Origin of the sequence: Pedobacter kyonggii (genome assembly GCF_004310665.1) — a bacterium.
GTDB lineage: Bacteria > Bacteroidota > Bacteroidia > Sphingobacteriales > Sphingobacteriaceae > Pedobacter > Pedobacter kyonggii.
The window spans coordinates 387,542-402,970 of record NZ_SIXF01000001.1 but is presented as its reverse complement, the minus strand read 5'-3'; the positions used below and the strand labels follow the sequence as shown (position 1 = coordinate 402,970).

Genomic DNA, 15,429 nt, shown 5'->3' with positions numbered 1-15,429 from the left:
AAAAAATTATAAAACAGCAACCTGTACCATTGGTTGACCTAAAACTTTCCTGATTTCGTTTTCTACCTCAAGCGTGATATCATTTGGCGTTTTTACGCCCGGTTCTATCGGTTTTAAAACTGTCCATTTTAGCGCATTGCCTGTGGTTAATGGAAACATGCCAAAGCGAACAATTTTCCAGGAATTTTCTATGGCCACAGGAACGACCAAAGCATTGGGTACTACTTTTAATATGGTAGCAATACCTCCAAATTGGAATGTTTTCAGCTGACCATCTTTCGCTCGGGTTCCCTCTGGAAAAATAACCGTGCTCCAATTATTATCTTTCATTCTACGGCCAAGTTTGATGATTTCGGAAATGGCCTGTTTGTTGTCTTTTCGGTTAATGTTTGCCCCGCCGCCCAGGCGCAGGTTAATTGATATGGATGGAATTCCTTTAGTAAGCTCGATTTTGGAGATAAATTTTGCGCTGTGTTTCCGTAAAAACCAAATTAACGAAGGGATATCGTACATACTTTGGTGGTTGGCAGCAAAAATAATCGGTCTGTCGGTTGGCAAATCGTATTCGTTCTTAAAGCTGATCGAATTGAATAGAAAGATCTGGCAGTAGGTTAAGAAAAAGTTAAGGATATCTACCGAAACTTTATGCGCTTTATAGCCAAAAAGCTTAAAGCAAATCCATTGTATAGGATGGAAGATACAAAGTGTTAATCCAAAGAAAATATAAAAAATAGGGCTTAAAATATATCCGAAAAGCTTGCTCATCTGGTTGATTTTATAGATGGCAAAGATAATAATAAATTATTCTGGTTTGATTATCGCAATTACAACTTGGTGTACCACAAATTGCAAAGGTTTAAAGCTATAAACATATTTGTCGTCATTCCGACCGTAGCGGAGGAATCTTTAAAAATGATTTAATTTATCCACTGAAAGATTTCTCGACTACGCTGCGCTGCCCTCGAAATGACGGAACCTAGGTTAATTTATTCGCAAATCTTTAGATATGATTTTACAATTCGCCATTCATTATCATCAGCCTTGCTCTTAAAATTGCTGCAACGCTTATCGAATCGGTAATCTCTCCATTCAAAACCATTTGATAAGCCTCATCAAAGGGTAATTTTTTTACTACGAGTTGTTCCGTTTCTTCTGGCATCGCGATACCTTGAATTAAGCCAGTGGCAACATAGATTATGCTCAGTTCATCGCTTACTGAGTTAGACAGGTGCATTCTTTGGATCTCTTTCCAGTTTCTGGCGCTCATGCCCGTTTCTTCCAATAATTCCCTTCTGGCACTTTCTAGGGGTGCTTCGTGAAATGGCCCACCACCTTCTGGAATTTCCCAGCTGTAAGCATTTAGTGCATATCGGTACTGACCAACCAACCAGGTATTGTAATTTTCATCTAACGGGAGGATTCCGATCGCCAGGTTTTTAAAATGAACTGTACCATAAATTCCTTTTCCACCAGAGGGGTTAATCACCTGATGTTCGGTTAAGCGGATCCAGGTGTTATCGTACTTTACCTCGCTCTCTAGTGTTTTCCAAGGGTTGATCTCTTCCATGGTGCAAGATAATAACTTGTTATTGTTTTAAAGGAAGGAATTGTATTGAAGAAAATTTAAAGGAAAAAAGGTGCTTAGAAATATTTTTCTAAGCACCTTAGGTTATTAAAAGGATCCCTCATCAGGGCGGTTGTCCTGCTGATCGTCTTTTTTCTTTTTACTCGTACCGGTAAATGTAGTTTTTCCAAAGCGGTAAGAGAACGTTAAATTTCCCATTGTTCCCTGAAACTGGCGTTCAAAATCAACAATTGTGGCTCTATCTTCAGTGGTCATGCTCCATCTTCTGGTATTAAATACATCTCTAACATTGAAACTTAAAGATGCTTTTTTGTTCGGGAAATCGTATTTAGCTCCACCGTCAATGCCGTACATAGCATTGCGTTTTCCCTGCGCCATTACTTCTGGCGCACGGTAATCGCCCCGTACCTGTAATGATAAATTTTTAACTACTGTTAAATTTCCGGTAAGATTGGCGTTCCAGCTAAAGCCACTGCTTGATGGAATGTCAAATCGTGCATCACCAGCAAATTTAGCCTGATATAAGTTTACATTAGTAGTGAAATTTAAAGCTTTAACCAGATCGAAACGACCAATTAACTCTAAACCACTATTGATTTGATTCGTTAAATTTTGAGGGGTTGAAGTAATGATCCCGTTAACTGGCGTACTTCTTACCCGTTGAATTACATCATTGGTTTGGCGGAAATACAAACTTGAAGTTAAAGTTACTTTTTTCCAGTATTTACTATATCCCAATTCGAAAGAGTGTACATCCTCTGGCAATAAATTCGGGTTACCACCTCTATAGTTTAAAGGATCCGAAACATCCAAGAATGGATTGGTATCCCATGGGCGGGGGCGGTTTACGCGGCGTGTATAACTCAGTTGAAGCTGGTTATCGCCTTTAAATTTCTGCGTTAAGAAAACACTTGGATAGATCCTTTTGTAGTGGATATTTCCTTCGGCCGTGGTTAATACATTACCCGTGTAACCTTCTAAATGCGTATCTAAACGCGCATCTTCTCCTCTTAGTCCAATTTGGTAACCAAAATCTTTAATCTGGTTCTGATAATTGAAATAAAGTGCGTGCACCTGATCCTTACTGTCGAAACCGTTAATTAATTTATTATTACTGACATAAATATTCGTATTGGTAGGGATCGAATCTGCATATTGATCATTTTCCCCTAAGCGGATCTGACTGCGGTAACCAACTTCAACTTTACCCGCTTTACCAACAGGTAATGCATAATCAGTCTGGATGTTATAATTGGTATTGTTGCCCGTATTAAACACCCGCTGTAAACTCAAGGTCTCATCAATCGGCACACCATTTCTGTTCGTGGTATTGGTGCTATAAGTCTGGTCGTTGTTATTTGTTCCGTTCGAATAACCAAAGTTGAAAGTTAACTCTTCTTTAGGCTTATTAAATTTCTGCACGTAATCTAAATTCAGGTCATAACTTTTTCCGTAGCCATCATTTTTATTGGTTCTGTTGCTCAATAAAACCGGCGACTGGTTGGAACTTAATTGTCTGATATCAAGCAATTCGTTTCGCTCATTTTCTCTTGAGTTAAAACCGCCCGACAAGCTGATTACGCTTTTTGGTGCCAAGTAATAATCTAACCCAGCTTTAGCATTGTGACCTCTATCAGAAGAGTTCGAAACCGTGTTCTGATTTGCGAAAGCTGTTGAACTGGTTGGTGTTTTGTAGGTAATATCCTGGAAGCCACCACCCAAACGGTTGCCATAGCGATAGCCATAGTTACCATAAATATTTACTTTACTGTTCTGGAAGCTTAAGTTGGTGTTTGCATTATAGTTATCGCGGTTACCTGCAGTTAGTGCAGCTGAACCATTAAAGCCAAGTTTTGTGTTTTTCTTTAGTACAATGTTGATAATGCCTGATTGACCTTCTGCATCATATTTAGCCGATGGATTGGTAATTACCTCAACACTTTCGATAGAGCTAGCTGGGATTGATTGAAGAATCTGCGCAACATTACCTCCAGCAATTAAAGATGGTTTTCCATCAATTAATACTTTAACGCCCGAAGAGCCACGTAAACTCACATTGCCATCCATATCAGTAGAAACAGAAGGTACATTCTGCAATAAATCGCCTGCTGAGCCACCTTCGCTGATTACGCTCTGGTCTACAGCGAAAATCTTTTTGTCGATCCCCATTTGCATGCCTTGTTTTTGGCCTGTTACCGTAATTTCGCTCAGCATATTGCCTTTGGCGGCATTCATTTTAATGTCGCCAAAGTTTAATGTGCCCGTAGCTGCAGTAATTACCACATTATCTCTAACCATGGTTTGGTAGCCCACAAAGCTTATTTTAAAGGTAAAAGTTCCGGGTGGGATATCTGCCATCACAAATGAACCATTTACATCTGTTTGGGCAATTTTTGCATTTTTGCTTGTTGCTTTATCAATTAAAACAGCGGTAGCAAAGGGAATGGTTTCTTGTGTTTTTGCGTCTTTAAGTACTCCGGTAATTTTTGCCTTTCCACCTGTTTGCGCGAAAAGACTAAATGATAAGCTTAAAAGTAAAAGGGTAATCTGTATTGTTCTCGATTGTAGAAGTCTCATTAAAAATAAATTTCGTGTGTTTTTATAAAGGGAGACAAAGTAACGGCAACTAAGTTTAATTAAGGAGGCGTAACTATTTTATTACAGCCATTTTATAGTAATATTTTTGTGGGTTAATCGCCAATTAACTGTTCTCAATTAGCAGTCTTCAGTTTTACAAAAACTTAAAAGAATATTGCAATTGAACAATTTGCAAAATGTTACTTTTGTTTATTATGAATAGGATATTAATTGTTGATGATTTGCACCCTGCCTTTAAAGAGCAGGCGATTGCTATGGGCTACCAGGTTGATGATGAACCACAGATTACCCGCCAACAAACATTAGATAAAATTAAAGATTATACCGGTATTGCTGTCCGGACGAAATTTAGGATAGATGCCGAAATTTTTGCTGCAGCTCCAAATTTAAAATTTGTGGCCAGGGCAGGTGCAGGCCTGGATAATATCGATGATAAAATCGCTTTTGAAAGAAATATCGAATTGATTAACGCACCAGAAGGCAATTGCGATGCGGTTGGCGAACATGCTACCGGTTTGCTGTTATCATTGATGAACAACTTCCGCAGGGCCGATATCGAAATCAGAAATGGTGTATGGGATAGGGAAGGTAACCGTGGCTACGAATTGAAAGGCAAAAAAGTAGGGATTATTGGTTATGGTTTTATGGGACAAAGCTTTGCAAAGAAGCTGGCGGGTTTCGAGGTTGATGTAATGGCTTATGATAAATACAAAACAGGTTTTTCTGATGCTTTTGCCCGCGAGGTAAGTATGGAAGAAATTGTGAAACACAGCGATGTGCTGAGTTTGCATATTCCCTTAACGGCCGAAACCAGGCAAATGGTTGATGACGAGTATTTCTACCATTTTAAAAAGCCAATTTTCTTTATCAATACGGCAAGGGGTGAAATTGTAAATACACCAGCAGTATTGAATGCCATTAAAAGCGGAAAGATTTTAGGTGCCGGACTGGATGTATTGCAAACAGAAAAATTCCCGGCCCTGGGTGAACAGGCTTGGTACAATGAACTTAAAAATAACGACAAAGTGATTTTAACGCCACATGTTGGTGGCTGGACATTCGATTCGTACCGTAAAATTTCGGAGGTTTTGGCCGAGAAGTTAAGCGGGCTTAGTTTTTAATTAGGTTAGACCTCGCAGGTTTTAAAAACCTGCGAGGTCTAACTGAAAGATATCCGATTTTTGCTGACACTCCTGGCCTTTGAAAAAACTCGAAAGCCTTTGCCGACTAAACCTGATAAAGCGGAAAGCCCACAGCGCAGCGAGGACTTGAAGCGATAGCAGGGCTTTCGGAACCGAGCACACCGAACCCTGCTTTTCAAAATAATATAACACCTAAGATGGATATAATTGTTTTGCTACAGGTTCATATCTTGCAGGTTTTAAAACCTTTCTGATCTTAAAAAAGTAATTTTATTTTCTTAAATTGGCTATACAATCTAACCAATTTTATCATGCCGAAAGATCATTTATATTCAACTACAGTTACTTGGACGGGCAATAAAGGCTCGGGTACAATGGATTACCGTTCGTACGATCGCGATTATGTAATTTCAGTAAAAGGCAAAGCCGACATTTCAGGATCGTCTGATTCTGCTTTTTTGGGCGATAAATCTAAATATAACCCTGAAGATCTGTTATTGGCCTCAATATCCAGCTGTCATATGCTCTGGTATTTACACTTATGCTCTAAAAACGAGATCGTAGTAATCGATTATAAAGATGAGGCAGTAGGTACAATGGAAGAATCAGCCGATGGAAGTGGCCGTTTTAGGGAGGTTACCCTTCATCCCCAGGTTTTAATAGCCGATAAGGCACATTACGAACTTGCAGCTTCGCTGCATCACGAGGCAAATAGAATGTGTTTTATTGCCAATTCATTAAATTTTCCAGTTAAACACGAACCTACTTGTAAAGCAGAAAACGGGTAACAGTTTTCAGTTTGCAATTTTCAATTGGCAGTTAACTACAAACTGTTAACTGCCAACTGAGAACTGAGTTATTTGCTTTCCCAAACATTATCTTTTGGCGTAGCATCTACATAAATGCCATTATCTAAAGCAATTGACTTTATTTTTTTAGCTGTATTCACTGTTACATTCACCTCTTTCTGGTTTGCTTTCCAAACTGCTGGCGTTTTATGAGTCGTTTCAGTTTTTCCATCGGCATAAGTAACCACTACATCAAAAGGAATAACAAAACCACCAATATTTTTAATGGTAGCGGTAGATTTTCCTTTTGCAGGCGTTACTTTGGTTATGGCTAAATCAAGATAGTTGTTGGTGAAAAACCAATTCTGGAAAAACCAGTTTAAATTTTGTCCAGATCCTGCATTCATCGAGTTAAAATAATCCCATGGAATAGGGTGTTTGCCGTTCCAGTTGCTCATATAGGTATGCAATGCTTTTTTAAATAAGGCATCACCCAGCATATCTTTTAAGGCCAGATAAGATAATGAAGCCTTTCCGTAGGAGTTATTCCCATAACCCGAACCTGAAACCTGATCGGACATCGAAATTACGGGCTGGTCTTCTTCTGCCGATTTATCATTGATATATTTATTTACCCTAAAGTTTTTGTAAAACTTATCGGCTGCCTCTTTACCGTGTTCTGCAATACCGATTAAATATTCGAATGTTGTAGCCCAGCCTTCGTCCATATAGGCATAACGGGTTTCGTTAATGCCCATGTAAAAGGGGAAGTAGGTGTGTGCTACTTCATGGTCTTGAACCAATTGTGCAAAAACAGGATCGCCAAATTGAGAATCGTTAACCATCATCGGGTACTCCATATCGGCAAAACCTTGAAAAGCAATGGTTTTAGCATAGGGATAGGGGATTCCTGGCCAATTGTTCGAGAACCAATCTAAAGCATTAAGGTTATATTTAACCGAGTTTGTAAAATCTGTCCCGGTAGTTGGATTGTAGGCAGCCTGGGCACTTGCACGGCGATTCGCCTTTTTATCTACAATTACACTTGCGCCATCCCAAACATAATGGTTGCTTAAAGCAAAAGTAACATCGGTAATGTGTTTTACGGCAAATTTCCAGGTGTTCCAGTCTTTTTGCTGGGTTACTTTGCCGTCTTTCATTTCCTGTTCGGTAGCAATGTGGATGATCTCATCACCATTATATGATTTTTTTAAACGTGCAGAAATTTCTGGTTGTAACACTTCATCTGGATTCAGGAAATCTCCGGTTGCGTAAACCACATAGTTTTTAGGCGCTCTGATTGCGAATTCGTAATCGTTAAAGTCGTTATAAAACTCAGCTCTATCGGTGTGTGGAATGCGGTCCCAGCCGTTATAATCATCATATACAGAGATACGAGGATAGCTATAAGCCACAAAAAATGAGTTTGGATCAATCTGTCCTTCACGACCGCTTTCTTTTGATAGGGGGTAGTCCCACTCTATTTTAACGGTAATTTTCGATTTTGGAAGCAACGGTTTGTTCAGTTTTACATTGCCAACTGTTCCCCATTTTTTGCTGTCTACTTTATACGTTTCGCCATCAACAGAGAAAGAACTGATATTTAAGCCTGTGCTTAAAAAATCTTCGCTTACCGCACCACCTCTCGGTGAGGTTGGTTTATGCAGGTTGTTTACAAAGCGAATGGCCAAAGTTCTTAAAGTATCAGTGCTGTTGTTAATATACAGAATTTCTTCTTTACCGCTCACCACTTTGGTTTCGGCATCTACCTTAATATCCATGTTGTATTTACCATGGTTTTGCCAATAGTTAGGACCAGGTTTTCCATTCATGGCACGGGTACCCTTAGCATATGCTGCTTTTATATTTCTGGGCATATAAAGTTCTTGGGCAGAAACGGTATAACCACCCAAACAAATGAGTAGGACAATAGATAATAACTTTTTCATTTTTACGAATAATTTTAGCTAAAAATAGAACTAATGATTGAATTTTGGATAAGTGTATAAATGAATGTTACCATTGTGGTGATTCTGGCATATAATTATAATAAGGAAAGAATGTGTTAATCTTTATTTTAAGAGGTAATTAATGTTTCAAATTGACCTTGAGCGTCACAAAAGGTTAAAATGTTGGTCACTTCTTAATTTTTTATTTGCTTTTGTAATTTCCACATTTTATCTTCGTTATAATTGAAGCAAGACTATGTAGCAAACCAACTATATAGTCTTGTTTGTTTTTTATAGCGTTTGAATAAAATTAATAGAGCAATGACAGAGGTAACATACTACACCCAAGAGGGGTTAGATAAATTAAAAGAGGAAGTTCATTATTTAACAACCACCGGTCGTCAGCTAATATCTAAAGCAATTGCAGAAGCGAGGGATAAAGGTGATTTATCGGAGAATGCAGAATACGATGCTGCTAAAGAAGCGCAGGGTTTGCATGAAGCAAAAATTTCAAAATTAAAGAATACGTTGGCAAACGCACGTTTAATTGATGAGTCTAAATTAGATTTATCGAAAGTACTTGCTTTATCGATTGTTAAAATAAAGAATGTTAAAAACGGCGCTACCATGACTTATCAGTTGGTGGCTGAAACAGAAGCAGATCTAAAAACAGGAAAAATTTCTGTTAAATCGCCAATTGCACAAGGTTTGTTAGGTAAATCGGTAGGCGAATTCGCCGAAATTGAAGTGCCCGCAGGTAAAATGCAGTTCGAAGTGCTAGAAATTTCTAGATAAGCGAATAGTATTTGGCGATGAGCGTTTAATCGCCTGCCGCCAAACGCTTGACCCTAACCGCCCAGCCCTTACACCTTTAACCATATACCTTAATGACTGTTTTTTCAAAAATTGTTGCAGGCGAAATCAGTGCACATGTTGTTGCTGAAACCGTAGAATATTTAGCATTTTTAGATGTTCAGCCTTTAACGGCGGGGCATGTTTTGGTGATTCCGAAAATTGAGACCGATTATATCTTCGATATGGATGAAGACCTGTATGTTGGTCTTTGGATGTTTGCTAAAATTGTAGCGAAAGGTGTAAAAATAGCTTTCCCTTGCAAAAAAGTGGGTGTTTCGGTTATCGGATTGGAAGTTCCACATGCTCATATTCATTTAATACCAATGAATAATGTGAGCGACATGAACTTCAGTAAAGAAAAATTAAAGCCAACCAGCGAAGAATTGGCTGAAGCTGCCGAAAAAATTAAACAAGCCTTACTCGAAGTATAAAAAAGGCCGGCTGTGAAAACACCAGCCGACCATTCTACCCGCCTAACCCAAATTATTTATGGCGCCGGCGCAACTGTAGCATTTAGCTGTAACACCGGCCAAGTTAAACCTGGCCCTTTTCCGATTACTATGCCCAGGTTATCGCCTCTTTTTAGATCTGATATCCAGTAGTATAAAGGCCATCCCTTGTAGGTTAATTGTTTTTTGTTGATGGTGGCTACTGTGATTACACCAACATCAGCTTTTGAAACAGCCGAGGGCACATTAAGCACTTCAGATTCGTAAACTGGCCAAATACCTTCTTGTGTAGCGCTTTTTGTATAGGTATTTACGCCATTTTTGTCTGGCGCAAAAGCGTACAAAGTACGCCCTTTGCTATCGGTCAAGTAAATGGTTTTGCCATCGCCAACAGCATAGGTACTGGTGTAATTAATATTGTTCGCGGTCAGTTGTGCATTGGCCAGCATCAATGAATAATCGGGTTTAGCCACAAACCATATTCCACCAACACCATCGCCCTTAATATCTCCTTTTGCAACATCGCTAGCAAAGTAATAAAGTGGATAACCACGGTAAGTGCTTTGTTTACGGCCATCAGCACGGGTAACCTCTCCAACTTCTGCTTTGTTCAGGTTTAAATCGGTGCTGGCATCGGCTGAGTAATAAAGTGGCCATGCGGTTTCGCAACCACCGGTACAGGTTGGCGTACCTGCAGCATCGGATGCAAAAAAGTATAAAGTTTTACCATCTTTATCGGTTAGTACCGACCCAAATTTGGCATCGGTTGCCAATTGAATTCCCTTTTTGTTAGCCGCAGCATCGTCTGAACTATTTTTTTTGCAGGCACTAAACACCATGGCTATGCACAATGCAGCCAATAGATTTCTTTTTAAGTAGATTAGCATAAGATTTTTGTTTTTAGTTTTAACTTTAATCATTAATATGCTGCTATTACGCCGTCGGGTTGTAAATGGTTGCTTATGGAAAAGAGAATTTTAGCATAACCGAGCGAATAATAATTATTTTAAAGAAAATACTTTTTTGTGGCAACCTTTTGTAATTTCTTACCGTAATGTATTTTGAAAGGAGAACCTGTGACCGCTAGCCGCGATAGTGAAGATATTATACAAAAGTATATTCAAGGGTGCGTTAGAAATGAAAGGGATAGTCAAAAAGCACTATACAAACATTTCTATAGCTTTGCTATGGGGATTTGTTTGCGTTATGCAAACGATCCGCTAGATGCTGCAGGAATACTGAACGATGGCTTTTTTAAGGCCTTTAAAAATATAACCAAATACGAAACTTCGAAGGCCTTTTTACCTTGGCTCGGTCGGATAATAACCAATACTGCTATTGATTATTATCGTGCCAATTTAAAATTTGCCGATCATGTAGATATTCAGGATCACGAAAATATTGCACACACAAACTCTGTGTACGATAAATTGGCCTATCATGATTTGTTAGCATTGGTTCAAAACCTAAGTCCGGCATATCGAACGGTTTTTAACCTTTTCGCTATAGATGGCTATAGCCATGAGGAAATTGCCGAAATGCTGGGAATATCGATAGGAACATCAAAGTCTAACCTGTTTAAGGCACGACAGAAATTACAGGAAATGCTAAAAGCTACAGATGCGAAAACTTACCGGGTAAGGAGTTCGGAGGTAGACAGAAACCTTTTACAGGTGAGGTTAAATACAAACATGCAATGAGAGAGGGAAAAGATATAGATAAATTATTTAAGGATGGATTGGAAAATCCCGATCTTCCTTTTAATGATTTAGATTGGGATAATCTGGAGGAGAGATTGCATCCAACACCTAAAAGGAGGGTTGTGCCTATCATTTGGCTCACTGCGGCAGCAGTAGCCGCCATGTTATTGGTGGTGTTTTTATTGGTTAAACCGAATAGTGATCAGTCAAAAAGCAATTCACTGGTGAAAACAGATTCAAATGCGCACAAAAATAAGAATAATAGACCTTTAGATAATGAAGGCGGTTTAATTGAAAAGCCAACTAACAATGGTTCGTCAGCCAAGGATAGAAGAGAAAATTTATTGACAGGTAATAATAAAGGAGCGGAAGATAACAAAGATCAGAAAATAGCTAAAACAGGATTCGGCCACCAAATTTTTCCAAAGTTAATTGAGACAGGTAATAATGGTAATAATAACCTTTTAGCGGATGTGATTTATAATCCAGAAATAAATGCTGAAACCAAGCTTGTAGAATTTGAAAAACAAAATCTAGTTGTTGAGCCTGTTGGAAGCAAGATGCCAAGAATTAAAGACCCGATTTTTAAGAAAAAACCACGATTTGTGTTGAGCATTCTGGCTGCACCCGACTTGACCAGTGTTCAAAAATCGGGACAAAGTAGTTTAAGTGGCGGTTTTGGGGTTGAAGCTACGCTTGTCTTAACAAAGAAATTAAGTGTTACTACCGGGGCAGTTTATGCTAAGAAAATCTACGACTCAGATTTTAGTTTATATAATCCCAATACAAACTATGTTTTCGGCGTAAAACCATCAAATATCCATGCCAATTGCGATGTAATCGATATTCCTATCAACGTGAATTATAAGGTTTTTGACGGACGTAGAAATTCGATTTCCGTAAGTACGGGCTTGTCTAGTTATTTAATGTTGAAAGAGAAATACAGCTATTCTTATAATGGAGATTATCAAGGCCCTCAAAGCTACGAAGTTAGAAGCCAGAATCAGCATTATTTAGGTATAGCCAATGTTGGTGTCGAGTTTCAGCACAAAATAAATAATAATTTAAGCATTAGCGCTAAGCCTTTTATGAAAATCCCTTTAACCAATATTGGTTATGGAAACTCCAAATTATCATCAACCGGCGTAGCAGTTTCAGTAAATATGAATTTATTTGGCAGGAAGAATTAATCGTGTTTTAATCAATATTAAAATAATACGTCTTGAATTTCTGGCGTTTTATCGAAAACACTTTTTGCAAATGGACAAAGCGGGAGAATTTTCATTTTGTTTTCTCTGGCATAATTTACGGCGGCAAGTACTAATTTTTTCCCTACACCTTTGCCAGCAAAATCTTGATTTACTTCGGTATGGTCAATAATGAATTTGCCAGGGCCAGCCCAAACATATGCCATAACACCTGCTTTTAAGCCATTCTCTAAGGCTTCGAATTGCCCTTTCTTTTCGTTGTTAATCTGTTGTATTTCCATCAGGGTTTATTTCTTAACCTTTGGGTTTTGATCTGGCAATGGCACAAAATCTGTTTCTCCAGGAACAGGTTTAAAGCTTTGTTCCAGCCATTTAATTTTGGCTTTTTCAATCAGTTCTTTGTCAGATGCAACAAAGTTCCAGTAAATGAAACGCTCTTCAGGAAAGGGTTCTCCACCGAAAATGTAAACCGTCGTGTTTTCGTGCATGGTAAATTCACACAGTTTGGCGTCGTTGGCAATTAAAATTAAACGCGGCTCAAAAATATTCCCCTCACTCTCAATTGTACCCTCTAGAATGTAAAGTGCACTTTCGCCAAACAGGTAATCGCCAATATTTAGCTTTTGCTGCTTGGTACTTTTCAATTCTAAAAAATATAATGGACTATACACCGGAACCGGAGATTTGTAACCAAAAGCTTCTCCTGCGATTAATTTAAAACTTACACCATCTTCTGTCCAGCTTGGAATGTCCGCCCCTTCTACATGGCAAAACTCAGGATCCATTTGTTCCAAATCTTTGGGTAAAGCTACCCAGATTTGTAAGCCATGGAGCATTTTATCCGTATGGCGAAGATATTCGGGGGTTCTTTCCGAATGTACAATGCCGCTGCCCGAAGTCATCCAGTTTACCTGTCCGGGTTTAATTACAATATCCGAACCTAAACTATCCCTATGTGTAATTTCACCTTCAAATAAAAAAGTTAAGGTAGATAAACCGATATGTGGATGAGGTGGAACGTCGAGATTTTCGTGATCGCTCATTGCTGCGGGGCCCATATGGTCGATAAAGGAAAAAGGCCCAACCATCCGTTTCTCTCTGAAAGGCAGCAACCTTCCAACCATAAAATTGCCAATATTTGCTGGTCTTTCTTCGATAATGAGTTTAATATTCGACATGGATAATCAATTTTTTGATGACGTGAATTTAAGGAAAAAAATCTTAAGGCAGATTGGTTTGGTAATATCTGGTGGCGTGAAAAAAAACTAGTTTGTTTTTTGGAAAGCGATAACAGAAGCTTTTAGGTTGTTGTAGTCCCGCTCCCGCTTCTGCCAAATTGAAGAAAATCGGCATCTCGCTTTGATCGGGTTTAGGTGGCAACGGCATTGCTACTGTCAGAAGTGAAATAAACCCGACCGGCAGCGTTATCCCGACTTTTTCAGTCGGATTAAGCAAAGGGCGGGGCTGGCGCAACCGAAGCGATACGGGTACTGCTTTTCAAATTATCAAGAAAATTTCCGTGCCCTTTGTGCTTCCGTGGCAGAAAAATTATTTCTAAACTCATTATGTTAACAGCTGACGGTGCGGGTAGATCTCTCCATTTCACTGCGTTTCAGTCGAGATGACGATGCCTCCTTATCAAAAAAGCATCCCTTTCGAGATGCCTTTCTAAACTTAAAAAGAAAAAATACGGTTGTTATACCAATTCCATTAAAGCTTCTTTGCTAAAGCCTTTCAATTCTTCTGTAAGGTTGTTTTTAATTTTCTCTACCCAGTTCGGATCTGCTAAAAGCGGACGGCCAACTGCTACTAAATCGAAATCGCCGCGGTCCATTCTGCGCACCAGTTCATCCAATGAGCTCGGCTGTGAACTCTGGCCTGCGAAAGCGCCAAAGAAATCGCCATCCAAACCAACTGAGCCCACTGAGATTGTAGCTTTTCCGGTTACTTTTTTAGCCCAACCTGCAAAATTTAAGTCAGAACCTTCAAATTCATGTTCCCAGAATCGGCGTTGCGAACAATGAAAAATATCAATTCCGGCTTCGGCCAATGGTGTTAACCACTGTTCCATTTCCTGCTCGTTTTTGGCCAGTTTGAAATCGTAGGCAGCAGGTTTAAATTGTGATAAGCGGATAATTAAGGCGAAATCTTCTCCAACCCTTTTACGTACTTCTTTAATTACTTCAACACCAAAGCGTGTACGTTCAGCTAAGGTTTTACCGCCATAAATATCGGTACGGTTGTTTGTACCATCCCAAAAAAACTGATCGATCAGGTATTGGTGCGCACCATGTATTTCAACAGTGTCAAAACCCAGGGCTTTGGCATCTGCTGCAGCCTGGCCAAAAGCCGCAATGGTATCTGCAATGGCTGCATCAGTCATCGGTACGCCGTTTTCGAAACCTGGTTTGTTTAGGCTTGATGGACCTTCGAAAGGAGTGCTTGGTAACCAGCCTGATGCGTGGTTATCCATAATGCCCTGGTGCCAGATCTGTGGTCCCATTTTACCACCGGCCTGGTGTACACTTTTAATTACGTTCTCCCAACCTGCTAAAGCTTCGGTACCGTAAAAATGTGGAATATTAGGATCGGCAGAAGAAGATGGACGGTTAATTACAGTTCCTTCTGATAAAATTAAACCCACTTCGCCAGCGGCTCTTTTTGCGTAATAGCTAGCCACATCGGCCGTTGGCACGCCACCCGGAGAAAATGACCGCGTCATTGGTGCCATTACTATTCTGTTTTTGATATTTAATGTTTTAAGGCTAAAAGGCCTAAATAAACTATCTGTGTTCATATGTTTCTAAATTATAATTCGGTATTGATGATTTCGCTTAATTTTTCTAAGCCTTCTTTATTGCGTTTGTAATAAGTCCATTGGCCTAAGCGCGTTGAACTGATTAAATCGGCACGCTGTAAAATAGATAGGTATTCGGAAATGGTACTTTGTGATAAGCCACTTTTAAGCTGAATCTGCCCAACACAAACACCTACATTTTCAAAATCGGCATTGGGTTGTTCCGGAAAATGTAGTTCAGGCGCTTTTAACCAGCCTAAAATCTGTAAACGTGTTTTGTTAGAAAGGGCTTTGAATATCTCTACTTGATCCATGGTACAAATGTATATCGACTTTTCCCGATATGCCAATTAAAAGG

General features: G+C 39.2%; 15 protein-coding genes. 6 read left to right on the top strand and 9 right to left on the bottom strand.

From position 1 onward, the window contains the following. Positions 1-6 precede the first annotated feature (6 nt). The 3 genes from EYS08_RS01815 to EYS08_RS01805 all read right to left on the bottom strand — a co-directional run bounded on the left by EYS08_RS01815 (position 7) and on the right by EYS08_RS01805 (position 4,162). A complete protein-coding gene (locus EYS08_RS01815) occupies positions 7-765 on the bottom strand; it encodes a lysophospholipid acyltransferase family protein (protein ID WP_131028143.1) in 759 nt (252 codons plus the stop codon). 247 nt (positions 766-1,012) lie between these two features. Beyond that, entirely contained in the window at positions 1,013-1,567 is a 555-nt protein-coding gene (locus EYS08_RS01810; RefSeq protein ID WP_131028142.1) for an NUDIX domain-containing protein, read from the bottom strand. Between the two features lie 105 nt (positions 1,568-1,672). Beyond that, the gene (locus tag EYS08_RS01805) at positions 1,673-4,162 is read right to left on the bottom strand and encodes an outer membrane beta-barrel family protein (protein WP_131028141.1); all 2,490 of its coding nucleotides are present in this window, start codon (positions 4,160-4,162) and stop codon (positions 1,673-1,675) included. Between the two features lie 215 nt (positions 4,163-4,377). Between EYS08_RS01805 and EYS08_RS01800 the strand changes: the two genes are divergently transcribed. Both EYS08_RS01800 and EYS08_RS01795 read left to right on the top strand, forming a co-directional pair. Then, positions 4,378-5,304 (top strand): 2-hydroxyacid dehydrogenase, encoded by a 927-nt coding sequence (locus EYS08_RS01800; protein WP_131028140.1) that lies wholly within the window; start codon positions 4,378-4,380, stop codon positions 5,302-5,304. 332 nt (positions 5,305-5,636) lie between these two features. Continuing rightward, positions 5,637-6,113, top strand: coding sequence for an OsmC family protein (locus tag EYS08_RS01795; protein ID WP_131028139.1), 477 nt, complete (start codon positions 5,637-5,639; stop codon positions 6,111-6,113). A gap of 68 nt (positions 6,114-6,181) precedes the next feature. Here EYS08_RS01795 and EYS08_RS01790 read toward each other — a convergent pair whose 3' ends face one another. Continuing rightward, positions 6,182-8,062, bottom strand: a complete 1,881-nt coding sequence (locus EYS08_RS01790; protein ID WP_131028138.1) for a M1 family metallopeptidase — start codon at positions 8,060-8,062, stop codon at positions 6,182-6,184. Between the two features lie 321 nt (positions 8,063-8,383). Between EYS08_RS01790 and greA the strand changes: the two genes are divergently transcribed. Together greA and EYS08_RS01780 are read left to right on the top strand one after the other, a co-directional pair. Next, a complete protein-coding gene (greA, locus tag EYS08_RS01785; protein WP_029276724.1) occupies positions 8,384-8,857 on the top strand; it encodes a transcription elongation factor GreA in 474 nt (157 codons plus the stop codon). A gap of 92 nt (positions 8,858-8,949) precedes the next feature. Then, entirely contained in the window at positions 8,950-9,348 is a 399-nt protein-coding gene (locus EYS08_RS01780; protein WP_131028137.1) for an HIT family protein, read from the top strand. Positions 9,349-9,404: 56 nt separating this feature from the next. Here the strand turns inward: EYS08_RS01780 and EYS08_RS01775 are convergent, their stop codons facing one another. Beyond that, positions 9,405-10,253 (bottom strand): hypothetical protein, encoded by an 849-nt coding sequence (locus tag EYS08_RS01775; RefSeq protein WP_165456339.1) that lies wholly within the window; start codon positions 10,251-10,253, stop codon positions 9,405-9,407. 174 nt (positions 10,254-10,427) lie between these two features. Here EYS08_RS01775 and EYS08_RS01770 point away from each other — a divergent pair, with 174 nt between their 5' ends. Together EYS08_RS01770 and EYS08_RS01765 are read left to right on the top strand one after the other, a co-directional pair. Then, positions 10,428-11,066, top strand: coding sequence for an RNA polymerase sigma factor (locus EYS08_RS01770; RefSeq protein WP_244215830.1), 639 nt, complete (start codon positions 10,428-10,430; stop codon positions 11,064-11,066). Further along, positions 11,063-12,256, top strand: coding sequence for a hypothetical protein (locus EYS08_RS01765; protein ID WP_131028134.1), 1,194 nt, complete (start codon positions 11,063-11,065; stop codon positions 12,254-12,256). Before EYS08_RS01770 ends, EYS08_RS01765 begins: the two co-directional genes overlap by 4 nt. 17 nt (positions 12,257-12,273) lie before the next feature. Here the strand turns inward: EYS08_RS01765 and EYS08_RS01760 are convergent, their stop codons facing one another. From EYS08_RS01760 to EYS08_RS01745, 4 genes are all read right to left on the bottom strand, one after another. Then, complete coding sequence (locus tag EYS08_RS01760; RefSeq protein ID WP_131028133.1) at positions 12,274-12,555, bottom strand: GNAT family N-acetyltransferase; 282 nt, start codon at positions 12,553-12,555, stop codon at positions 12,274-12,276. A 6-nt stretch (positions 12,556-12,561) separates the two neighbouring features. Beyond that, complete coding sequence (locus tag EYS08_RS01755; protein ID WP_131028132.1) at positions 12,562-13,452, bottom strand: pirin family protein; 891 nt, start codon at positions 13,450-13,452, stop codon at positions 12,562-12,564. Positions 13,453-13,970: 518 nt separating this feature from the next. After that, positions 13,971-15,071 (bottom strand): NADH:flavin oxidoreductase, encoded by a 1,101-nt coding sequence (locus tag EYS08_RS01750; protein ID WP_131028131.1) that lies wholly within the window; start codon positions 15,069-15,071, stop codon positions 13,971-13,973. 11 nt (positions 15,072-15,082) lie between these two features. Beyond that, the gene (locus EYS08_RS01745) at positions 15,083-15,385 is read right to left on the bottom strand and encodes an ArsR/SmtB family transcription factor (protein WP_029276735.1); all 303 of its coding nucleotides are present in this window, start codon (positions 15,383-15,385) and stop codon (positions 15,083-15,085) included. Between the last annotated feature and the right edge of the window lie 44 nt (positions 15,386-15,429).